This is a genomic window from Bifidobacterium coryneforme (assembly GCF_000737865.1).
In the GTDB taxonomy this organism is placed as follows: Bacteria; Actinomycetota; Actinomycetes; order Actinomycetales; family Bifidobacteriaceae; genus Bombiscardovia; species Bombiscardovia coryneformis.
In genome coordinates this window covers 501,443-522,607 of the sequence record NZ_CP007287.1, presented here as the reverse complement: position 1 = coordinate 522,607, position 21,165 = coordinate 501,443, and the positions used below count along the sequence as shown (strand labels likewise).

The 21,165-nt window shown below is 58.7% G+C and carries 16 protein-coding genes and 1 tRNA gene; 8 read left to right on the top strand and 9 right to left on the bottom strand.

What is annotated here, in order from left to right; translation table 11 throughout:
- Positions 1-10: 10 nt before the first annotated feature.
- Both bcor_RS01875 and bcor_RS01870 read right to left on the bottom strand, forming a co-directional pair.
- Positions 11-1,366: a glycoside hydrolase family 30 protein gene (locus tag bcor_RS01875; protein WP_033497511.1), complete on the bottom strand. Its 1,356-nt coding sequence runs from the start codon at positions 1,364-1,366 to the stop codon at positions 11-13.
- 94 nt (positions 1,367-1,460) lie between these two features.
- A complete protein-coding gene (locus bcor_RS01870; protein ID WP_033497517.1) occupies positions 1,461-2,795 on the bottom strand; it encodes an MFS transporter in 1,335 nt (444 codons plus the stop codon).
- A 296-nt stretch (positions 2,796-3,091) separates the two neighbouring features.
- On the opposite strand from bcor_RS01870, the gene bcor_RS01865 reads away from it, so the two are divergent.
- Positions 3,092-3,709, top strand: a complete 618-nt coding sequence (locus tag bcor_RS01865; RefSeq protein ID WP_033497519.1) for a TetR/AcrR family transcriptional regulator — start codon at positions 3,092-3,094, stop codon at positions 3,707-3,709.
- Positions 3,710-3,800: 91 nt separating this feature from the next.
- Here the strand turns inward: bcor_RS01865 and bcor_RS01860 are convergent, their stop codons facing one another.
- Entirely contained in the window at positions 3,801-4,454 is a 654-nt protein-coding gene (locus bcor_RS01860; RefSeq protein ID WP_033497540.1) for a sugar O-acetyltransferase, read from the bottom strand.
- A gap of 131 nt (positions 4,455-4,585) precedes the next feature.
- Positions 4,586-10,030 (bottom strand): acyl-CoA dehydratase activase-related protein, encoded by a 5,445-nt coding sequence (locus tag bcor_RS01855; protein WP_051875603.1) that lies wholly within the window; start codon positions 10,028-10,030, stop codon positions 4,586-4,588.
- Between the two features lie 466 nt (positions 10,031-10,496).
- Between bcor_RS01855 and xseA the strand changes: the two genes are divergently transcribed.
- Both xseA and bcor_RS01845 read left to right on the top strand, forming a co-directional pair.
- Positions 10,497-11,774, top strand: a complete 1,278-nt coding sequence (gene xseA, locus bcor_RS01850; protein WP_051875774.1) for an exodeoxyribonuclease VII large subunit — start codon at positions 10,497-10,499, stop codon at positions 11,772-11,774.
- A gap of 77 nt (positions 11,775-11,851) precedes the next feature.
- On the top strand, positions 11,852-12,172 hold the full coding sequence (locus bcor_RS01845; RefSeq protein ID WP_045921120.1) for an exodeoxyribonuclease VII small subunit: 321 nt from the start codon (positions 11,852-11,854) through the stop codon (positions 12,170-12,172).
- A 31-nt stretch (positions 12,173-12,203) separates the two neighbouring features.
- On the opposite strand, the gene bcor_RS01840 is transcribed toward bcor_RS01845, so the two are convergent.
- On the bottom strand, positions 12,204-13,229 hold the full coding sequence (locus bcor_RS01840; protein ID WP_033497522.1) for an endonuclease/exonuclease/phosphatase family protein: 1,026 nt from the start codon (positions 13,227-13,229) through the stop codon (positions 12,204-12,206).
- Positions 13,230-13,477: 248 nt separating this feature from the next.
- Here bcor_RS01840 and bcor_RS01835 point away from each other — a divergent pair, with 248 nt between their 5' ends.
- Together bcor_RS01835 and bcor_RS01830 are read left to right on the top strand one after the other, a co-directional pair.
- Entirely contained in the window at positions 13,478-13,705 is a 228-nt protein-coding gene (locus bcor_RS01835; protein WP_033497524.1) for a hypothetical protein, read from the top strand.
- A 538-nt stretch (positions 13,706-14,243) separates the two neighbouring features.
- Positions 14,244-14,927 carry a Fic family protein gene (locus bcor_RS01830; protein ID WP_238548563.1) on the top strand — a complete coding sequence of 228 codons (684 nt, stop codon included), beginning with the start codon at positions 14,244-14,246 and terminating at the stop codon, positions 14,925-14,927.
- Between the two features lie 126 nt (positions 14,928-15,053).
- Here bcor_RS01830 and bcor_RS07190 read toward each other — a convergent pair whose 3' ends face one another.
- Positions 15,054-16,064, bottom strand: coding sequence for a hypothetical protein (locus tag bcor_RS07190; protein WP_051875602.1), 1,011 nt, complete (start codon positions 16,062-16,064; stop codon positions 15,054-15,056).
- A gap of 62 nt (positions 16,065-16,126) precedes the next feature.
- Positions 16,127-16,732 (bottom strand): DJ-1/PfpI family protein, encoded by a 606-nt coding sequence (locus tag bcor_RS01820; RefSeq protein ID WP_033497526.1) that lies wholly within the window; start codon positions 16,730-16,732, stop codon positions 16,127-16,129.
- 199 nt (positions 16,733-16,931) lie between these two features.
- On the opposite strand from bcor_RS01820, the gene bcor_RS01815 reads away from it, so the two are divergent.
- From bcor_RS01815 to bcor_RS01805, 3 genes are all read left to right on the top strand, one after another.
- Positions 16,932-17,468 carry a GrpB family protein gene (locus tag bcor_RS01815; protein WP_202961035.1) on the top strand — a complete coding sequence of 179 codons (537 nt, stop codon included), beginning with the start codon at positions 16,932-16,934 and terminating at the stop codon, positions 17,466-17,468.
- 190 nt (positions 17,469-17,658) lie between these two features.
- On the top strand, positions 17,659-18,315 hold the full coding sequence (locus tag bcor_RS07625) for an excalibur calcium-binding domain-containing protein (protein ID WP_148303940.1): 657 nt from the start codon (positions 17,659-17,661) through the stop codon (positions 18,313-18,315).
- 175 nt (positions 18,316-18,490) lie between these two features.
- Positions 18,491-18,563, top strand: a tRNA-Arg gene (locus bcor_RS01805).
- A gap of 179 nt (positions 18,564-18,742) precedes the next feature.
- On the opposite strand, the gene bcor_RS01800 is transcribed toward bcor_RS01805, so the two are convergent.
- Both bcor_RS01800 and bcor_RS01795 read right to left on the bottom strand, forming a co-directional pair.
- Positions 18,743-19,756, bottom strand: a complete 1,014-nt coding sequence (locus tag bcor_RS01800) for a LacI family DNA-binding transcriptional regulator (RefSeq protein WP_033497528.1) — start codon at positions 19,754-19,756, stop codon at positions 18,743-18,745.
- Between the two features lie 102 nt (positions 19,757-19,858).
- Positions 19,859-21,148, bottom strand: a complete 1,290-nt coding sequence (locus bcor_RS01795; RefSeq protein WP_033497530.1) for an oligosaccharide MFS transporter — start codon at positions 21,146-21,148, stop codon at positions 19,859-19,861.
- Between the last annotated feature and the right edge of the window lie 17 nt (positions 21,149-21,165).

Genomic DNA, 21,165 nt, shown 5'->3' with positions numbered 1-21,165 from the left:
CAATTTGCATCTATAGGACGAACGTGTTGAAGGAGCGTGGTTCCAGAATCACCTGGAAACCCTGGCCTAGCTCGCCTTCCCCTCCTCGCGATGAGAATGAGAAGGGCATGGTTCTATCGAGCGCGTTCTGGGCCACGACCACAACCGATCCATCCGGGTTCTCAAAAGCGGCGGCCATCGAGCTGAAATGGCCACGGGTATCAAGCAGGCAAGCGCCCGGGCGCACATAGTGGGAGAAGTGGCGCATGACATAATATTCAGGATTTCGCGTGAATTGGCCTGTGTCCGCATCAATCGAGAAGAGCGAATTCTGTCTCCAACCCCAGGTGGATACACCCTGACCGAGCACCATATTCCAGTATGTGTAACAGGTCGCTCCGGCACGAAGGTACCGGTTGATGAGTGAGAAGATGTACTCTGCATATTCCCAGGTATTGCTACCCATACCGCACTCGGACTCGGTCTGCTCCAACTCGATCTCAGGCCAGGACAGATGGGTGCGCTCGATGTCATGCTGACCGGCCCATTGGTATCCGATGCCGGCGATGAATCTGCGGCAGTCCTCATCGAAGAGGATGTTGTCCACATACCTGTTGTAGTTCTCCAGCTCCATGCCCCCGGGGCCGAATTTCATGTCCTCGGGACCGTTGAGCGTACCCAGGAAGATGGCGGTATCCGGAGCTTCTCTGGCGAAAAGCGGCCCCAGATAGTCTCGAATGAAGATGCGCATGTCATCGCTGGACCACAGGCAGGAGGGGAATTTCTGGTCCGCAAAAACCTCATTCTGCACATGCAGCTGGTCGATGTGGATGCCACGGCGGTCATACTCTCGGACATAACGCAGAAGGTAGCGGGCATATGCAGAAAGGTTGCGCTCGCTCATGTCAATCCTGCCAAAATTGTAGACCTTGGGCCTTTTCATCCAGGTGGGCGGGCTCCAGGGACTAGCAAAGAGTCCCATATTCGGTTGATATTTCTGGGCCTGTCGAATATATGGAATCAGGGTCTGCTCATCATGGTCGACGCTGAAGTGGTTCAGGTCATAGTCGCCATCGGTCTCGTCGTAGCTGTACCAACCCGCCGCGAAGTCGTTGGCACCCACTGGAGTCCTGTTGAAGGTCAGATTCAGCTCGTCAGGACTGAAGAGCTCACGGATGACCTGTTCTCGATCTTCACTTCCCAACTCCTGCAGGGGCAGCCAGCCCAGCTCATTAAAACAGCCGCCGAACCCTCTCAGAGCCTGCAATCTGGCACCGCTCCATTCCAGATCGGTGGACGATTCCAACGTCGAGACACTCAGCGGTTGCTCCTGCATGGCTCGCTGACGAGTGGTTGAGACCCAAATAGGCCCAGTACTTCCGTTCATAAATCCTTCGCTCCTTTGCGTAATCTTCCTTAATGCACTCTCAACTGTGGATCCCGGTCGGTTCACCCGACCGGGATATCCGTAGAGGTCAGAATCACTTGACGCTCTTGATCATCAGAATAAAGACGCATCCCAGCAGGGCGAAGACGATGGCCGTGGGGAAGGCCGCCGCATAACCCCAGTTCAGCGTGATGAAGGACATGACCAGAGGACCGGCCATCTGCCCCAGTGTGGTAGCCAGATTGAGGATGCCCAAATCCTTGCCGGCCTCTTCCTTACTGGGAAGCACATCAACATTGAGCGCCTGATCGACGGACGAATAGACTCCATAGCCGAATCCGGCGATACCGGCATACAGATACATGCCCATGACGGTGGGGCTGATCCACGGCATGGCGATGCCGATGGCGAAGAGAACGGAAGCGATGACCACCGGGACCTTGCGTCGCCCAATCATGTCCGAAACCGGGCCGGAGACCAGGGAGCCCAACAGAGACACAACCATGGTGATTACGGACATGACCGAAATGGTGGCGGCGGCTTGGGTGACGGTTTGCCCCACGTATTTTTCGATGATATAGAGCTGATAGGCGGATATCATCTGATAGCTCAGCAGCATGCAGAGCCTACCGGCGAAAGCCTTGTAGAAGTCATGGGCTCCACGGAAACGCGGGGGCCGGAAGGACCTGAGTACATCCATCATGGTGCCCTCGTCCTTCGGCAGATAAGCAGCCGAACCCTCCTTGGGCATGATCAGAATGGCCACAATGCCACCCAGGAACATGAGCACACCGGCCAGGACGAATCCGGTGAACATATGGGTCACCAAGGCGGCACCTATCAGGGAACCAATAGGCGACCCGATCGTGGCCCCGGCTCCATAAAAGGCGGACAGGGTTCCGCGCACACCTGACGGCACGCGGTCGGAGAGGATGGCCACCATTGGGGCGATCATGCAGTTCAAGCCGAACATGCAGAGGCAGTACACGATGGTCAATAGGACAGGGTTCGTGGTCATGCCCGTCAGGAACAGGCTTACACCACCCAGGACGGCACCACCGATGACCCAGGGGGTTCGACGCCCGTACCGCGAGCGGCTTCGATCGGAGAAATTGCCGAAGAGCAGGTTGGAGACCAGCGAAGCAACCGCCGTGCAAGCGTTGACTATACCCATCAGCGCCTCGGGTGCGATGCCGGGAACCTGCTTGAGATGTTCGGGAAGAAGCACAATGCTGACGATTCCCAGGCCTGACATCCACAGGATACCGAAGGCCAGGAAACTGGCGCCAAACCGGAACAGGGTCTTCCTGGGAACCGGCTTGCCCGTCTCGGGAGACAAGAGCGGATCCTTCTGGGCAGCAACGAGGGCCGCCTTATGCGCCTGCAGAAGCTCCGAATTGTTCAATATCGGGGTTGTTGAGTCGCTCATTGCGTCGACCTCTTTCAATTAGTCTTCTCTGACAAATCCAATGCAGGCAGACAACAATATCTACCAGTCATTAGATAAATGTATATCTAACAACCATTCGACAACTTTGTCAAGTCGTTGACTCAATACGGATTCACAGACTCTTACCATCACGGCGCAATCGCCCGCCCACAGCGAGACTCCGGCCGAGCCTTGTCTGCATATACTCCCGTATACGGCCTCAATGTACGATGGATAACAGGCAACCAGCACCACACCGGTGCCAACGAGCTCGGAAAGAGGCAGTGGAACCAGCAATGGCGAGCCGAACCAGAAAATCACCGGAGGCAAGACGGGCGGAAATCACACAAGCCGCCGCCTATCTCATCAGTCGGCACGGATACAACGGCATATCCCTCAAAGACGTCGCCGACAAGGTAGGAATGTCACAGCCGGGCATTCTCCATTACGTTGGCAGCAAGGAAGGCCTGCTCTCCCTCCTGGTCACGGACATCTACGACGCCAATGGCACCCCCGAGGAATTCATGCAAACGGGCCTGCCGGGCTCAGACCCCGATCATCCGCACCTGCCGGCCTATTTCAACTATCTGGTCGCCCACAACGCCGGCCGGCCCGAGCTCACCCAGCTATATACGGTCCTGGAAACGGAAGCGATTGCAGTCAGCCATCCGCTGCACGACTACTTCATCCACAGGCCATCTGGCGTATGGGAGCACTACTCCAAATTCCCCTGGCTATTGCCCGATGGCATGGAGTGGGAGAGAGACATGCAGAGCAAGGTAAGGATGAGCCTGGAGGTGATGGATGGTATACAGATACGGCTGCTGCGCGAGCCGAAAATCGACTACGTCCAGGAATGGGGTAGATTCAAGGACCTGATCTTCCCCTCCCCGCTCTGGGATGGGTGCTGCTGATCAGAATATACAGATAGGGCCTGAGACCCACACCTACCGTGGCAGAGCCGGCCGCCAGAGACCGAATATCAAGCGGCCGGCACATGAGAGGTCAGCTCTCCGGATCCATCTTGAACGGCCGGGCGTCAAAGGGTGCCCGATATCGACGGTCTCGCCAGAAGTACTCGTAATCGTGGTCATTGATTGGACGGACGACCTTGCAGGGATGGCCGTAGGCGACCACGTCGGACGGGATGTCCTTGGTAACCAGTGACCCCGCCCCGATGACCGTGTTGTCGCCGATGGTGACCCCCGGCATGATAATGGCACCAGCGCCAATCCACACATTCCTGCCGATACTGACCGGGACAGTGAACTGGGGCGTTCCGCACTCCCTCACATCCGGCCGAATGGCATGACCGGTGGTGACGATGGTGACATTGGGACCGAACATGGTATGGTCGCCGATATCGATGCGGCCATCATCGACCAGGACCAGGTTGAAATTGGCATAACACCTGCTCCCCCAATGGGTATTACAGGCCCAGTTGGCCCGAACGGGCCCTTCGATCCAGCTCCCCTCGCCGAAGGAGCCGAACATTTTCCTGCACAGGGCCTGCTTCTCCTCCACCTGGGAGGGACGGCAGGAGTTGAAGGCAAAGACCATATCCTGTTGGACGTCCTGGACCTCCTTCATCTCAGGCGTATCGGCGATATACATCCGATCGGTATCCAGTGCTGCCATGATCTCCTCGCGGCTGGTCATGGGCATCCCCTCTCCTTGATTGGGGCAGACCCACCCTGTGGCGGATCCGTCCTTTTCTCCCCACCCGGATGGGTGGGGCAATACATCCCAGGAGCCCGCGGCCCGAACGGCGGCCACCAGCCCCGCTCCGGCTACGGCCTATCCGGAACCTTCTCCTGGTCACCCTGTTTCTTGGCTGCGGCGATCATCAGCTTGATCCGGTTGAGCTGGTTGGCCTCCGATGCCCCAGGGTCATAGTCGATGGAGACGATGTTTGCCTCTGGATAGGACCTGCGGATCTTGCCGAACATACCACGCCCGGTCACATGATTGGGCAGGCAGGCGAAGGGCTGGGCACAGACGATGTTGGGTGCACCGGACTGAATCAGCTCGATGATCTCACCGGTCAGGAGCCAACCCTCACCGGCCTGGACCCCCAGCGAGGTGACCGAGGCCGCCTTCTCCCGCAACTCGCTGATGTGGGCCGGAATATCGAACTTCCCCCTGGAGGCCCTGAATCCGGCAATCATGGGGGCCCGGTAGGCGTCCGCAGCCTTGAGCACGACCTTCTTGATGCCTACCTGGCCGCCGGTTCCCAGCATCTCCTCGTTCCATTCGGCATTGGAGATGCCGTTGACCATGAAGTCGCAGACTCCGGGCAACACGGCCTCGCACCCCTGACTCTCAATCAGGTCGACCACGTGGTTGTTGGCGTCCGGATGGTACTTGACCAGGATTTCACCGACCACGCCCACCCGGGGCTTGCGGGGAATCCCGCGAAGGGGCAGCTGGTCGAAGGCCTGAATCATCCGCTTCATCAGCGTGCCATAGGGCAGACAGCCACGGCCGTATACCTTCTTGGCGGTCCTGGAGTAACCATGATGCTCGATGGTCTCCCTGCAGATCGTGTCCCAGAGCTTGTACAGCCTGTTGGCCGAGCCGGGCTCCTGCTCATAAGGACGGACCCTGAGCAGGCACTCTATCATGGCGTCGCCCAGGTAGAAGGCCTTGACGGCACGGTGCAGCAGGGCCGGGGTCACTTGAAGACCGGGATTGGCCCGGAACCCCTGAACGCTCAGCGTGATGATCGGCACATAGCCGTATCCGGCATCAGCCAGGGCCTTGCGGAGCAGACCGTAGTAGTTGGTGGCCCTGCACATGCCGCCGGTCTGGGTAACGATGACCGCACATTTATGGGGGTCGAACTTACCGGAGAGGAAGGCGTTGACCAGCTGACCCACCACGATGATCGCAGGGAAGCAGGCATCGTTGTTGACGAACTTGACCCCGGTGTTGATGTCCTCGGCCGAGGCGTGCTTCAGAAGCTCGAAATGATAGTCCGCACTGGAGAAGACCGATTCCAGGAGGGAGAAGTGCACAGGTGACATCTGCGGTGCCACCACCGTGTATTTATGCCCCATCGCCTTGGTGAAGCGATGCTCGGTGGCATACTTGGACAGGGTCGGTTTTGCTGCGGCTCCGCCATTCTGAACGCCCGGGCCCTGTTCGCCATCACCCTCCGCCTGTTTCTTCTCAGCCCCCTTGTGCTGCGAGGCCCTGGTCTCTCGGATGGGCCGGATGCCCATGGGATGAAGGCCTACCAGACCCTGATCGCTCTTGTCATGCAGGGCGACGAACCGGGCCAGGCCCACGATGTCGGCCTTCTGCTCCGACAGACTAATTCTCTGGGCGTTGGTCGATCTGAACCTGTCGGATTTCGACCGCTCGCCTGTACCCGCCCCACCTGTTTCAGTACGGCCGTCAATGGCCTGGGAATTTGGCGAATCAGCTGAATTTCCCACATGGAACGAATCAGGCAAAAGGCCGGAATCCCGGTCTGCCGTATTCGCAGGCACTTCCCGAGCAGAAAGAGTCTCCCCCTCCTCATCCAGATCACGTTGATGACGTTCATCCATGGCTGCCTTCAGCGAGCGCAGACGAATCTTGGCCGCACCCAGATTGGAGACCTCGTCAATCTTCAGCTGCGTGTAGACATCGCCCTTGTCGGCCAGAATCTCCTGGACCTGGTCCGTGGTGATGGCATCCACGCCACAACCGAAGCTGACCAGCTGGACCAGTTCCAGGTCGGGATACTCGGAGACGAACCCGGCAGCGGAGTACAGCCTGGAATGGTAGGCCCACTGGTCGGTCACCCTCAAGGGCATCTTCTGACGGTCGTCGCCAAAGCCCGGGACGGTCTTGCGGAACTTGGCGGCCGTGGGGTTGTTCGAGGCAAGGGCCCGCTCCCCCGCCTCGGGAATGATGTAGTCGCTCAGCTTGGGCAGGTCATGGACATCCAACTCACAGATCGAATCCTCGGAAAGCACAGCCATGCCCAGAGAGCAGATGGTCTCGGGAATGCCATGGTTGACCTCAGGATCCACGTGGTAGGGCCGTCCGGACAGGACCACACCCTTGACCCCATACTCCTGCATGTAGGCCAAGGCCCGCAACCCCTCCTGCCGGACATCCTCCTTGAATCGGGCATCCTCACGGTAGGCCTCCTGGACGGCGATTCGGGCCTCCTCCTCGCCCACCCCGGCCCAATCGAAGACCTTGACGATCCGCTCGACCATCTTCTCCTTGTTGGACAGGTTGAAGTAGGGCCGCATGAACCGAACGCCATCCTCCTTGAGCTCGGCCACATTGGCCTCAATCACCACCGGGTAGTTGGCCACGATGGGGCAGTTGTAATGGTTGTCCGTTTCAGGCACCAGCTCCTGTTCATAGGTGACGCAGGGGTAGAAGATGGTATCGACCCCCTTGTCGAGGAGGGAGCGGATATGCCCGTGCACCAGCTTCGCCGGATAGCAGATGTTCTCCGAGGCGATTGACTCCATGCCGCTCTCGAAGAGTTCATGGTTGGACCGCCCCGAAATCATGACTCGGAAACCCAAGGAGGTCAGGAGGGTGAACCAGAAGGGGTAGTCCTCATACATGTTCAATACCCGGGGTATGCCGATATCGCCCCTGGTGGCCTTGTCTGGGGTCAGACGGCGGTAAGCGAAGGCCCGCTTGTACTTGAAGTCATAGAGATTGGGACGGTCGGAACGTTTACGGTTCTTGTCACCGCCCCGTTCGCAACGGTTCCCCGTTACGTAGCGGCCACCGTCCTCGAACTCGGTGATGGTCAGCTTGCAGTGGTTCTGGCAGAGCTTGCAGACATCATGGGTGGTGGTCATGGAGAGGTTGTCCAGCTGATCCCCGGCCAGGATGGAACTGACCACATGGCCCTCATCGACCTGGATGCCGGGCAAAGTCGATTTGAACCCTTGCTCGTTCTTGGACCCGGCGCTCGGCGGTACCTGGGAGCGCCCGCTATCGGAACCCCGGGATTCGATCCTGTTGACCGAAGCCTGCGACAGCTGTGCCCGGACAGGAACCGGGGCCTTGTTGACGGTGGTGGGCGTGACCCCCTTGGCCCCATCCCCGTCAGCCACCCCTAAGGATGGGTGGGCCATGCGGGGACCCGCCGCGACGATATCTTCGATCTCCTCATTCTGAGGGCAGTGCATGCGCGCCGTCAGTGCGGCTCCGTAGGCCCCCATGAGCCCGGCGATATTGGGTCTGGTGACCTTGCGACCAGTCAGCAGCTCGAAGGCTCGCAGAACGGCATCGTTGAGGAAGGTCCCGCCCTGGACCACCACAACCGGCCCCAGGGCGTTGGCATCACGCAACTTGATGACCTTATATAAGGCGTTTCTGACCACCGAATAGCAGAGACCTGCGGCTATGTCCTCCGGGGAGGCGCCCTCCTTTTGGGCCTGCTTTACCGAGGAGTTCATGAAGACCGTGCAACGTGACCCCAGATCGGTCGGAGCCTCGGAGGCCAGGGCCTGCCTGGTGAATTCCTGAATGCTGATTCCCATGGACTGGGCGAAGGTCTGCAGGAAGGACCCGCAACCGGCCGAACAAGCCTCATTGACGCAGATTGAATCGATGACCCCGTCGTTGACGGCTATGTACTTCATGTCCTGACCACCGATGTCGATGACCGAGGTGACCCCCGGGCTTATCTCTTCAGCCGCCCGGTAATGCGCCATGGTCTCAACCACACCCTCGTCCACGTGCAGGCCGGCGGTGATCAGGCCTTCGCCGTAACCGGTGGCGCAGGCCCGGGCGATATAGGCGCCATCCGGCAGGGACTTCCGAACCTCCCTGACAATATCCACGGCGGCAATCAGAGGACTGTCCTTATGGACCCCATAGGTGGACCAAACAATGGTCTTGTCGTCATTGATCAGAACGGCCTTGATGGTGGTGCTTCCCGCGTCAATCCCCAGAAAGTGCGGCCCCTTGGCCCCCGTCAGATCCCCGGTTGGGATGACCTGGGCACCATGCCGGTCGTCAAACTCCTCGTGCTCTTGCGTATTCAGAAAGAGGGGACGGATAGTCCTGGCCGTCGAGGGCATGTTCTCCAGACCGGCCAGAGCAGCAAGCACACCATCCAGCGACGACAGATCGAAATGCCCGGTCCGGCAGCCATCCTGTGTGACTTCCTCAGGGTGGGACCGCCCAGCCGGAACCGCCGCCCCGCTCCCCTCTTCGTTGCCGACCAGACTGGTTGTACGGCCATCCTGCATCGCATCCTTGAGAGCCAGCCTATCCAGGTCGGTGGCCTTCTCGGATCTGGCCCTGTCGACCTCCTCCTGGTCCAGTCCCCATGCCGGGCCGAAGGGGTCATTCACGTCGGTATCAGGTGAGTAGTCTGTTTTCACCTGCGCAGCACCATCAGAATCATCCTGATCGCCGCGCCCGGCCATGATGGCCGCCCCGTAAGCGACATAAAGGTGGGCGTTCTCGGGGATGATGTAGCGGCTGACCCGGTCCTGGAGAATGCGCTTGAAGGATTCCCTGAGCTCACTCATGAAGAACAGGGGTCCACCCAGGAAAATCACGTTGCCCCGGATGGGTCGGCCGCAGGCCAAACCTGATATGGTTTGGGTGGCTACAGCATTGAAGATTGACGCGGCCAGGTCCTCCTTGGCCGCCCCGTCGTTTATCAGGGGTTGGAGATCGGATTTGGCGAAAACCCCGCAACGTGACGCAATGGGGTAGATGGTCCTGTATCTGGAGGCCATTTCGTTCAGGCCGGAAGCATCGGTGTTGAGAAGGGTGGCCATCTGGTCTATGAACGCACCTGTTCCGCCCGCGCAGGAACCATTCATCCTTTGCTCAGGGGTTGGCTTCAGGTAGGTGATCTTGGCGTCCTCGCCGCCAAGTTCGATGATTACATCGCCTTCGGGATAGGTGGCGTTGATGGCTTCGGTTTCGGCGATGACCTCCTGGGCGAACTCAGCCTGGAGCTGACTGGCCAGTTCCAGACCTCCGGAACCGGTGATGACGAGACTGATCGGGTTCTTCGCCAGCCCGACCCTGGAGAGGGCGATCCTGATGTCGGTGACCAGCTCGGCCACGCACTGTCGAACATTGGCGTGATGTCGGCGATAGTCGCTGAAGAGGGCCTGATCCAGCCCGTCCTCGACTCCAAGAACCACGGCCTTGACCGTGGTGGAGCCGATATCAAGCCCCACGCGCAGAAGTTCCCCTGTTCCCGTTCCCCTATACCGACCTGGGGCGTCGACGCCTTCAGACATGAAACAACCTCAATTCGTGAGACCGCCATGACGGGGAAAAGTAAACCCCTCACAATACCTGGCTTGCTCTCACAATGCTACCGCCAGAAGTCAATGGCCCCGGCCTCGACGGCGTTTCCCCGTCACGTGCTTTCAATCACTCCTTAGGGACCCCACCAGCTGCCGCAGAACAATAGGATTTTGCACCAGGCAGGCGCATTTCTCCGCCCGCTGTTCCTCAGGATTATCGTATTTTGCCCTTGGTGAAACAGCTGGGTTGCCGACCTCTTTGCGAACCGGGGGCGGACAGCATCCCATCTCATATTCGTTGGGGTATTTGTCCCCGTATTGAGAGACCCTGAAAGGACTTTTCATGGCACCGGCCAGGCCGGATGGGGCATAGCCCGGTCAGCTGGTCTGTCCGGCGGAGCCAGCGGTCAGGAGGCAACAGGTGCGAGCATACATGGGTTCGGATGTGGACGGAACGATGAGCGCCCCCGCCGTTTCAGCCGGGCCGGGCGGCCCGGCCCCCAAACCTCTGGACCAGTTGCCCCGGTTGGCACGGGACACCACCGAGGAGGACCCGTGGCCGGTCAGCGTACTCAGCCAGAAGTACCACGATGCAGTGGCACGCTGGCCCGGGGCCTGGATTGAAGGGCAGATCGTCGAGATCAATACACGACGCACCGGTTCGGCCTATCTGACCCTCCGCGACAACTTCGAAGACATATCCCTCAACGTCATGGGGTTCAGGGCCTTCGCCACCCAGGCCAGGGACTTCCGCCAGGGGGACCGAGTGGTGGTGCATGGCCGGCCCGACCTCTGGACCAAGCAGACCAGGCTCAGCTTCATGGCCGACCGGATCAAGCGCGTCGGTACCGGCGACCTGAAAGAGCAGATCGATGAGCTGAGGCGGAAACTCAAGGGCGAAGGTCTCTTCGATGCGGAGAACAAGATCCCCCTACCCGAGTTTCCGGCGAGGATCGGATTGATTTGCGCTCCCAAGGCAAGGGCCGAGGGTGATGTCATCACCAATGCCCGTCTGCGCTGGCCCACGATTGAGTTCACAGTGGTTCACGCCCACGTGCAGGGACCGCAGTGCCCGCCCGAGGTGGTCCAGGCCATAAACAAACTCGATCAGGACCCCGATGTCGATGTCATTATCGTGGCCAGGGGCGGCGGCAGCTTCGAGGACCTGCTCGGGTTCTCCGACGAGACCGTGGTTCGGGCGACCGCAGCCTGCCGGACACCCATCGTTTCAGCCATCGGGCACGAAGATGATTGGACCCTGATCGATCTGGCAGCCGACCTGAGAGCCTCCACACCCACCGACGCGGCCAAGCGTGTGGTGCCCGACCTGGTTGAGCAGGAGGCAATCGTCCTGGAAGCCCGAACACGAATCGAATCCCGTATCCAGACCATGGTCGAGGGCGAGACACGGTTGATTGAGGGGTATGCCAATCGCCCCAGCCTCACCAAGCCGCAGACCATGCTGGACAAGCCCCAACGGCTGGTCGACGATTCCAGGGTCCGCCTGGACATCGCCCTCCGGCGGATTGTGGATGATGCCTCCCTTACGGTGGAGAAACTCCAATCCTCCCTGACTGCCCTCTCCCCCCAGTCCACTCTGGACAGGGGCTACGCGGTGGTGCAGACCGCCAATGGCAAGGTGGTCAGCAGTCCCGACCAGGTATCCGAGGACCAGGACCTGACCCTTACGGTCAAGGAGGGGAAGATTGAAACCAGGGTCGTTGCAGCCGGTTGATACCGACCCATGCCGCCATGGCCCACATGCCTTCCACATACGAACCAAGCAACTGACAAATCCCACAAGGAGCATCAATGAGTGAATCATCCACCAAGCAGACGAAGGGCAAGCAGGAAGCACCCGAGCTGGCTTCGGCCCTGACCGACAAGGAACGCGAAACCATCGCCAAGCTCCCCTATGAGCAGGCCCGCGACCAGCTCATCCAGGCGGTTCAGGCCCTGGAAGCCGGCGGACTGGACCTGGATGCCTCCATGCGACAGTGGGAGATTGGCGAAGCCCTGGCCAAACGTGCCCAGGAACTTCTGGGTCAGGTCCGGGCAAAGCTCGATGCCGCCCAGGAGGAGCAGGCCAGCGCCGGCGCCCAGGCAGGCACCCAGTCCAACCTGGACGCCTGAATTCGGTTCGAACCGGTCCTTTCGGCCCCGCTCAGTCAACCTCCAACGTCGCGAGCAAGGCCGCGTGATCCGACCCGGGAATGGTCAAGGTCTGCATCTGGCTTGCCCTGATGCCCTGGTCGACCACCACATGATCGATGGCAACCGCCCTTGGAACCCACGAACGGTCGGTGGGCCAGCTCATGGTCATCCCATGCCCAGCCATACGGGCGGCGTCCTGGAATCTGTCTCCCAGGAAATCACGGAACACGGCATGATCGTACGTGGAGTTGAAGTCCCCCATCAGTACATACCTGGTGTGGATGTGCTGTTTAAGACTGTTCATGTCATCGATGCTGTCGCGCCAGTCCGACCAATACCCGGGCGTGGGCGACGTCGTATGAACCGAAATAAAGCGAATGCTGGTGGAGCCCTGATTGAAATCGATGCTCCCGGCCGGCATCATGGAGGCTCGGGAGTTCACATCGTCCCGGGAAGGTGACCCCATCGGGGCCGCTGTCCACAGGCCGTTGCCATACTTCCCGTCAGCCGAGGACACCTTCTTATAGGGCAGATATTCATTGATACCGGCATCTTGAAGCCGTTGGACGAAGTCGTCCGTCGTCTCCTGAAGCGCCAGAACCTCCACCCGGTTCTCCTTGACAGCGTTGACGATCGCGTGCTCGTCTGCCTGCCCCTTGTATACGTTCGCGGTCATGACCCGGGCGACGCCATCGTTCCGGTCTGGATGCCCCAAGGCCATCCTTGTCATGGACACATCCGAGATATCCCGACCCCCGCTGTAAAAGGGGTACTGCCAGGAGACATTCAGAGCCAAGGCAGCAATCAGGATCAGGGCGGTCATCCATTTGGAAGCCGTCAGGGCAAGGACCAGCGCAAGGAGATCGACCAGTATCAGCCAAGGTGTAAGAGACACAAGGTCAGGAAGGTACGGGACGACAGGAAACCAGGCAGGCAGTGCCCTGGCGCCCAGCACCAGCAAGGAGACCATGGCCAGAATCCGCGCCAGCCAGCCGAACACCAGTCGAACCAGAAAAGACTGCCGGAACTTCGCCATATACGCCTTTCGAACACGATTCAGAACTGGTCTCATTTTACCCAGACCGCGCTACGCCACTCCCCATCAGATACAGCACCTACACCCTTGTGTAGGAGCCATCACCCTCATATATCGGCGACATGCTCGGTCCGGACAAGACCAGATTCACCCGTCGAGGCCGAACATGTAAAAAGCAGGCAGTCGTAGAATCAAACTGAGCGCTAACCGTTTACCAGCATCTTAGATACAAACTGAAGGAGAAACCTATGAGTGAACTGAGAATAGACCCGAATCCCATTGAACTGAGCGCAGAAGAGCAGGAACGGTTCGACAGGCTGTCAGACATGGCCGAGCGTGGCGAAATCCTACCTCTAGGCAAACCTAGGCGACGAGCCGCATCCGCGGGACCTATCAGCGCAGAGGAGTTCGAAGAGATCATGGCCCAGGGCCGCAGTACAACCGACAAAACCTCTGAGACCGGGAAGCGTCAATGAGAATGGCCCTACCCTCTTACAGGGAATCCACTTGATCAGCTGATGCTCGGCTTGCATGACCCTCAACTAAACCGCATTCGAACCAGCATAGTTCTATTGTCATCAATGCTTGAAACTCAAATGTCGAGACTTTTTAAGCATACAGACATTCGAAATCCCACTTGCTTCATATACCGTATTTCGTATTGCGGTTAGCATCCCTGATGTCCCATCGCTCATGCCTCATAGCACTCCGACCGGAATCATGAGACCGCAAACAGTGAGTTTCTATGTGGAGCAGGATGCAAGGGTTTTACCCTCGATTCCAAGCCCCGCCTATGTTCCGCACCTCTGTTATGTTCCACATTTCTGTAGAGATTGACACCTCTTTGCCTGAGGCCGGGCAAGAAATATTATCAGGGGAAATTACCAACGAACCGCCCACCAGAGTCCACATTCGGAACGCGGGGCCTAATAAAACCGAACGGAAACAGTCCGAGCAAGGCACGCACGGTTTGAAAGAAACTAATCTGAGCAGAAGCGGAAGGAAGACACACGTATGAGTGAGCCCGAACCGCTGAGTACCAGGCAACTTGCAAAACTGCTGTACGCGATGGGACGCACGTTCGACGGGCTCCAGTCCACTTTCACAGCCACCGAGGAGTTCCTCCACACGGGTAACCCCAACGTCCTCGTCTCCAAGGCCGACTACAACCTTCTGCTCGATTTGCGGCAGTCCGCTGATTACACCAGCCACTATGACTATGCCCACCGCCCGATTGACCTGGACTTCATAAAGGGCATTAATGCACAACTGACCAGGACCGCCGCCATGGACCCCGGCAAACTGCGCGACGAGCACTACCCCGTATCGGTGAGCACCCCATTGGGCAGATACGAGCCGCCAGTCCCGGATCCTGACGCAATCTCCGCCCTGGTCGAAAACAGCATCCGGAGAAAAGAAGATGATGACCTTACCAAAGCAACGAACCTGTTCGCAGGCCTCGCTCGGATGCAACCGTTCGGCGACGGCAATAAAAGGACAGCACTCCTCACCGCCAATGGCTTGTTAATTGCTGCACACAATCGGCAACCACTCACCGTGCCCACCAGCGAGAAGGACAGGACCTGGTTCAACCGGGAGCTGGCTGCCTACTACCTATGTGAAGACCCGACTATCATCAGTCACTTGGCCACGTGGAACAGGAGACAGGCCAACCACAGTAATCAACGGCGTTCTTAAGCGAGGTCGCACACAACCCTCGAATGCAGTACCGGCACTTCGCTCCAGACAGGCAGTCATCCACGACGAAAGCCAGTGAGATATTAAGGCCTGCAAAGAACCGGCTTGTTGACATGGTTTAATCAATCAGCCAATGCCACATGAGCCATCAGGATTACAGCCATTACCGAGCGGTTGCTGACTGTTCAGTCTTTCTCTCCAATTGGACCCGCTGCCGCGTGGCGTCGATGGAGCTGACTGCTGTGCCGGTGCGAGGGATGTCCAGCCGCCACCTCCGTTCTGCCCATAGGAGGGCCGATAGGATGAGGCCGTCTGTTGGGCGGCCTGTGCCTGCTGCCGTGCAGCTTCCCGGGCGGCCCGTTCTGCGGCCTGCTGGTCCGCCTGAGCCTTGGCCTGCATGGAGGCGTTCACTTGGTCGATGGCCGCCTGGAGAGGACCAACAGCATCCCGCCAGGCCTGTGCCTTGTCACCCTTGGTCTGCTCGGCCTGTCCGATGGTATGTTGCAAAGCCTCGCGGGTGGCGTTGTCCGTCACCTTCCCGTCGCTGTCGCCCAGCAGTCTGGAGGCCTCTTCCTTCTTCGTATCTAAGGCGGTGCGTGCGTCGTCCAGGTCCTTCGCGTCGCAGGAGGCCAGGACCGCCTTCGCGGCCCGGTCCAGTTCGCGGTACCGGCCGTTTAGACCCTCGGCCTTGTCGGCAACAGCCTTCAGGTCCTGCGTCGTCATGGACGCGTCGCAGCCAAAGGTCTGCGGCCTGATACCGCCGGCGTTCTTCACGGCCCTGGCCATGACGATCACCGTCTTCACGTCCCTGACCTGGTCGGAGCTAACCTCAGCCGCCTCCCGCCAGCGCGCCACCCTGGCGGCTGACCCGCCGGCCGGCCTCTCCAGAAGGGCCACGGCCCGGGAGCACCGCTCCGCCTCACTGTCATGGTCCCCGCCGGAAACCACCATCCAGGAGGCCACGCCAGTCACGACAAACACAACCACAACAACGGCCGAAACAACCGGAACCAACCACCGGGGGCGACCCGACCCCTCGGCAGGGTCTGCATCATCCTTGCCCGGCGTCTGATTCGTACCGGCTTCCTTCACGTCGGACAGAGTCTTCGAGCCCCTCACATCCTCTTCCCCACTCATATCATCCCTTCTTCCTGAAACGTGTACGATGTCCTCGCCAGGGTGGTTCATCCGTATCGGTCCTAGTGAGTATCAGGCCGGGAGAAGGGGTCGAAATTCGAATCCCTGTTGCGGACGTATTCCATTTCAGTGGTTGCCCGGTCCGCGGCATCAGGGCCGACCATGTCCTCAATGAAGGAGAGGGCCATATCGATACCGGCGGAGATGCCTGATGAGGTGCGGAAGTTCCCATCTACCGTCCAGCGGGCATCTCGAATCCAGGTGACTCGATCACTCACACTGGTCACCCAGTCGAAGGCCAGGTCGTTCGAAGTGGCTCGGTGGCCGTCCAGCAGTCCTGTGGCTGCCAGTAGGGCCGACCCCGTACAGACGGTCAGCACCTGTGAAGCTTCGGATGCAAGTTCTCCGAGCCTATCCAACCACCGACGGTCCTTGCTGAGGGGACGTGTGCCATCGCCACCGGGGATGAGGAGAACCCCACGATGGTCAATCTCGTTCGGTCCTACGGCGAAGACCGGAACATGACCAGCCCCAGACACCATCTGCGGTCCATCCAGGCAGAAAAGCCGGGTTCGGACACCAGGGGTGTTGAAGAAAACCTCGAAAGGCCCAAAAACGTCGAGAGGTTCGAATTCCTCGAACAACAGTATGTTGATGTTCATATCCATTGGTTAGGCTCCTCGCGTCCGGTGTCCGCAATCGAGAAATCTGGACTTATGACTTCCTTGCCGTGGAAAAGGCCTGCACCGAAACCGGCAGGTGCAACTTATGATTACCCTATCAAGCCTATGAGGGATAGTCTCTGGGCTGATATCCAATCTACCGAGCGGGGGGATGCTGGTCATGGCAAGGAAACGGTTGACGGAAATGAGCAAGGAAGAACTATGGCGCTTGTTTCCCATTGAGCTTGTGGAGCACCAAGATGTGTGGGAGGACTATTACAAGGAGGAAGAAGAGAATCTGCTCAGCACATTGGGGGATGCAATCAGCAGGGTCGACCACATTGGCAGTACCTCCGTTCCAGGGTTGTTGGCCAAGCCAATTGTGGATATCCTCCTCCAGGTAAGACCGAATACGGATATGAGGCGAATCGTTGAAGAGCTGGAAAGCGCCGGCTGGTTCGTCATGTACCAAGACATCAGTGGAGGCGAAGTCGACCTCAGCAAGGGCTATACGGAAGACGGATTCGCCGACAAGGTCTACCATCTGCACCTTAAGCGGCTTGGAGATTGGGACGAGCTGGTTTTCCGGGACTATCTCGAAGGTCATCCGAAAGTAGCAGCTGACTATGCGGCGCTCAAACTCGACCTGCTCTCAAAGTTCAAATACAACCGCCCCGCCTACACCGAAGCCAAAACAGACTTCATTCGTACTGTTGTAAAGCGGGCCAGAAACGGCGAATAAGGGTCCGTGGTGGTATAGAGAACCGACGGTGCATGCGGTCCCGGTGCTTTGTGGGCGTAGCTTCACCTCAAGTACTGCCGATCCGGCTCGCATCCTGTTTCCGGTATTATGGTATGCGGACTGCGCAAGTGCTGTAATTGACTCGCTGCAGGTCGAAGGGGATCAACAGAGGGGAAAGGCTCTGTCCATCATGGATGATGTAACAAAAAGAATGTCGAAAATCCTGACCAGTGTGGTAAAGCGAAAGTCTACGCCACCACCCCCCTCACCGGAGGAGCCCCAGGATTCAAAACGTCTGCCAGAATCCGTGAAGAAATTCTCATGGGCCGCTGCCTCGCTTGTGGCTTTTCTTGTTGGTATAGGTGCAGCCTCATGCGGCGAGACAAAACCTACTGAATCTCATGAATACAAAAACCTGAGTGCCAAGTACTCCGATACCCAGAATGAACTTCAAAGAATGCGCATGGAGCTTGATAGCACCAAGAGCGATTTGAAGACGGCCTCGCAGAAGGCGGATATGTGGGATAAGGAGCAGGAAGAGAAGAAGGCGGCAGAGGAGAAAGCAGCCAAGGAAAAGGCTGAGCAGGAAAAAGCCGAGCAAGAACGGGTCGAGCGGGAAAAGGCCGAGCAGGAAAAGGCGGCTCAACAAGCGGCTCAGCAGGCCCAACAGCAGGCTCAGCAGCAAATTCAGCAGAGATCCCAGATGTCGGCTCCTGCGCCAGATACGTATGCGTACTATCAAAACTGCGATGCGGTACGAGCGGCTGGCAGAGCCCCTCTTTATGCAGGGCAGCCTGGGTATCGTTCTGCACTCGATCGCGACCACGATGGTATAGCCTGCGAATAACAGGTAAGGAAACCTGCATATTTCAGTCCGGTCACAGTGCTGCCGAGATTCCTAATGGCAAGTGCTCTGACCGGATTTTCCAGACATTCAGGTTGCAGGGTTCTCGGAGTGCCCCGTTTCCCAGAACACGGAGCCTCCCGACATGGGCGCCAGGCGTGGTACAGTAGTACGCGTTGCCCCGGTAGCTCAGGGGATAGAGCACTTCTCTCCTAAAGAAGGTGTCGTGCGTTCGAATCGCATCCGGGGCACTCTGACGACTCAGGCATAAGGAAATACCTGGGCTAGGTTTGATGATTCCAGAAATGCACCTGTCTTGTTTATCGTTTTCATCATGCAACCATCTTTAAAAGCGCCTTTGAGGTGACACCCAGGGAGTTGACCTCGTTTCGCAGCAGGCCGGTATCCGGTTCCCCGTTCGTCCACTCCCCTAGCGAGTGGTCTGGCGAACAATCAACTCAAGGGGAAGGGTGGTGCCTACCGGAAGACCGCCCTCAAGAAGAACGAGCAGCTGATCGACCATACGCTTGCCGATTTCGGCGAAAGGCTGGCGCATAGTGGTCAGGGGCGGTTCGGATATCTGGGCCAGGGGCTGATCATCGAATCCAATCACCTGCACATCGCCCGGCACGCTCTTGCCTCGCTCCCTCAAGGCCTGCATGGCACCGACAGCCATCAGATCCGACGAGGCGAAAATCCCATCCAGGTCCGGAGCGCGGTCAAGAAGACGCAGGGCGGCGTCATGCCCGCTGTCCTTGGAGTAATCGCCGTGCTCTATCCAGGCCGGCTCCCCCGTCATGTCCTTGACCACATCGCGGTATCCGCGTACACGGGCCAGGGTGCCTGATGGACCCTCGGGGCCGGCAATCATGCCTATGGACCCTGCACCACGTTCAGCCAGGTACCGGGTGGCGTGGATGGCGCCACGGTAGTCGTCCACGTGCACATAACTGGTGGAGTCACTGTCGACACTGGGGTATTCGGCAACGACCACCGGCATCTCCATGGCGTGCAGGGAGTGGATCAGCCCCTTGCGCACGCCGAGATGCCAGGCAACGAGAAGCACCCCGTCGACGTGCCCGCCACGCAGGTATTTCAGGTTGCGCCTGTTCTCGTTTTCATTGTCGGTCGTCATCATGATCAGCGACATGCCCTTGCGGCCCAGCTCATCGGCAATGGACCTGAGCAGGGTGGAGAAGTTCGGATCCGCGAAGAGAAGCTCCTGGGGCTCCCCAAGCAGGAAGGCCACTGAATTGGAACGTCCCGTGGCCAGGGATCGGGCCCGCTCGTTGGCCACGTAGTCGGTACGGTCGATGACTTCCTGGATACGATTGGCCGACTCTTCGCTGACCCAGTGCCCCCCATTGAGGAAGCGCGATACCGTCGCCCTGGAGACCCCGGCCTCCTTCGCGATATCCCTGATGGTCATCGGCTTGTCCCGCATACCCCGCCTTTCCTGCACCGACCGGATGTCCCGGCAAACATGCGAAGGCCCCTCGCTCCACCCGAGCAAGGGGCCATCTTATGATACATCCCGCAAAAAAGGTCAGTCGGCGACGGCCTTAACCGATTCCGCGGCATGCATGACCTTGGTGTCAGAGCGCATCAGCGAGGAACCGAGCAGGATGAGCACGGCAATGACGACGGCCAGCACCAGGTAGGCGTGCTTGAAGCCCATGGAGGTGATCATCACACCCATGCCGATCGAGAAGATGGAGACACCGATCTGTTTGGCTGTGCCGAACCCGTACATATAGACCGTGGCGGACATCTTCTTATCGAAGATTCTGGTGATGTACTTCATGACCGAGACCAGCATGAAGGGCATCTCCAGGGAGGCGAGCAGACGCCAGAAGATCAGCATGGGAACACTGGCGATGAAGGCGCAGCCCAGGACCCTGATGAAGAGAATCGAGCCGTAGATGATCAGGCCGGTCTTTGCGCCGATCTTGTTGATCAGAGCGGGCATGAAGAGCATGAAGAAGGCCTCAAGCAGGATCTGCACCGACACGACCTTGGCGAAGAGGGCTTCGCCCTGGGCCAGGTTGCCCATGTTGGATTCGACGAACATCTTCGAGAAGTAGTTGGCGAACTGCTGATCGAACACGTCGTACATGGTGGCGGAACCGATAACCAGCAGGACGAGACCCCAGAAGCTGCGGTTGCGCCAGGTGTTGCGGGCGAAGTCCTCCTTGGTGATCTCCAGCTCTTCCTTGTCGCCCACTTCGGTATCGTCGATACCCTCGGCGCGCTCCATGGCGTCCTTGGGCACCTTGACCAGACTGAGGAGGACGATCAGGACGGCGCCGCAGAAGGTCATGCCCCAGAAGATGGATGAGGGGTTGGCCGAGTACATGTACCCGCCCACGAATGAGGCGCAGGCACCGGCGAGCGAACCGAAGAGTCGGGCGTGGCCGTACTCGAAGTCATAGGCGCGGGACGAACGTTCGTTGTAGGCCTCGACGATACCCACTCCGCCGTTCAGACAGAGGCTCAGATAAGCACCGGCCACGATTGCGCCGAGAATTTCGTTGAAGTGAATCAACGGAAGGAAGACCCAGTTGAAGAGGGGCCCCACGAACAGTATGCAGATGACCACGAAGTAGAAGAGGTTCTTGCGAAGGGCCAGTTTATCCTGCAAGGGACCGAAGATGGGCTGCAGGATCAGGGCCCCGACGGCTGCAATCGTGTTCAGCATGCCGATGTGGGTGGCATTCATGCCGGCGGTATCCTGCAGCCACATGGGCAGGAATGTGGCCGACAGCTGCCAGGTGGCGAAATAGAAGAAGAACAGAAGACCGAAGTTCCAGAACACTGGTCTGCGTAGTGATTTCATGATAATCTCATCTGCCT

What these genes read in the sequence shown, in the direction of transcription:
- bcor_RS01800 (WP_033497528.1), bottom strand. Translation starts at nt 19,756, where the DNA reads ATGCGGGACAAGCCGATGACCATCAGGGATATCGCGAAGGAGGCCGGG.
- bcor_RS01820 (WP_033497526.1), bottom strand. Translation starts at nt 16,732, where the DNA reads ATGGATATGAACATCAACATACTGTTGTTCGAGGAATTCGAACCTCTC.
- bcor_RS01845 (WP_045921120.1), top strand. Translation starts at nt 11,852, where the DNA reads ATGAGTGAATCATCCACCAAGCAGACGAAGGGCAAGCAGGAAGCACCC.
- xseA (WP_051875774.1), top strand. Translation starts at nt 10,497, where the DNA reads ATGAGCGCCCCCGCCGTTTCAGCCGGGCCGGGCGGCCCGGCCCCCAAA.
- bcor_RS01855 (WP_051875603.1), bottom strand. Translation starts at nt 10,030, where the DNA reads ATGTCTGAAGGCGTCGACGCCCCAGGTCGGTATAGGGGAACGGGAACA.
- bcor_RS07625 (WP_148303940.1), top strand. Translation starts at nt 17,659, where the DNA reads ATGGATGATGTAACAAAAAGAATGTCGAAAATCCTGACCAGTGTGGTA.
- bcor_RS01875 (WP_033497511.1), bottom strand. Translation starts at nt 1,366, where the DNA reads ATGAACGGAAGTACTGGGCCTATTTGGGTCTCAACCACTCGTCAGCGA.
- bcor_RS01840 (WP_033497522.1), bottom strand. Translation starts at nt 13,229, where the DNA reads ATGGCGAAGTTCCGGCAGTCTTTTCTGGTTCGACTGGTGTTCGGCTGG.
- bcor_RS01795 (WP_033497530.1), bottom strand. Translation starts at nt 21,148, where the DNA reads ATGAAATCACTACGCAGACCAGTGTTCTGGAACTTCGGTCTTCTGTTC.
- bcor_RS01830 (WP_238548563.1), top strand. Translation starts at nt 14,244, where the DNA reads ATGAGTGAGCCCGAACCGCTGAGTACCAGGCAACTTGCAAAACTGCTG.
- bcor_RS07190 (WP_051875602.1), bottom strand. Translation starts at nt 16,064, where the DNA reads ATGAGTGGGGAAGAGGATGTGAGGGGCTCGAAGACTCTGTCCGACGTG.
- bcor_RS01870 (WP_033497517.1), bottom strand. Translation starts at nt 2,795, where the DNA reads ATGAGCGACTCAACAACCCCGATATTGAACAATTCGGAGCTTCTGCAG.
- bcor_RS01860 (WP_033497540.1), bottom strand. Translation starts at nt 4,454, where the DNA reads ATGACCAGCCGCGAGGAGATCATGGCAGCACTGGATACCGATCGGATG.
- bcor_RS01835 (WP_033497524.1), top strand. Translation starts at nt 13,478, where the DNA reads ATGAGTGAACTGAGAATAGACCCGAATCCCATTGAACTGAGCGCAGAA.
- bcor_RS01815 (WP_202961035.1), top strand. Translation starts at nt 16,932, where the DNA reads ATGAGCAAGGAAGAACTATGGCGCTTGTTTCCCATTGAGCTTGTGGAG.
- bcor_RS01865 (WP_033497519.1), top strand. Translation starts at nt 3,092, where the DNA reads ATGGCGAGCCGAACCAGAAAATCACCGGAGGCAAGACGGGCGGAAATC.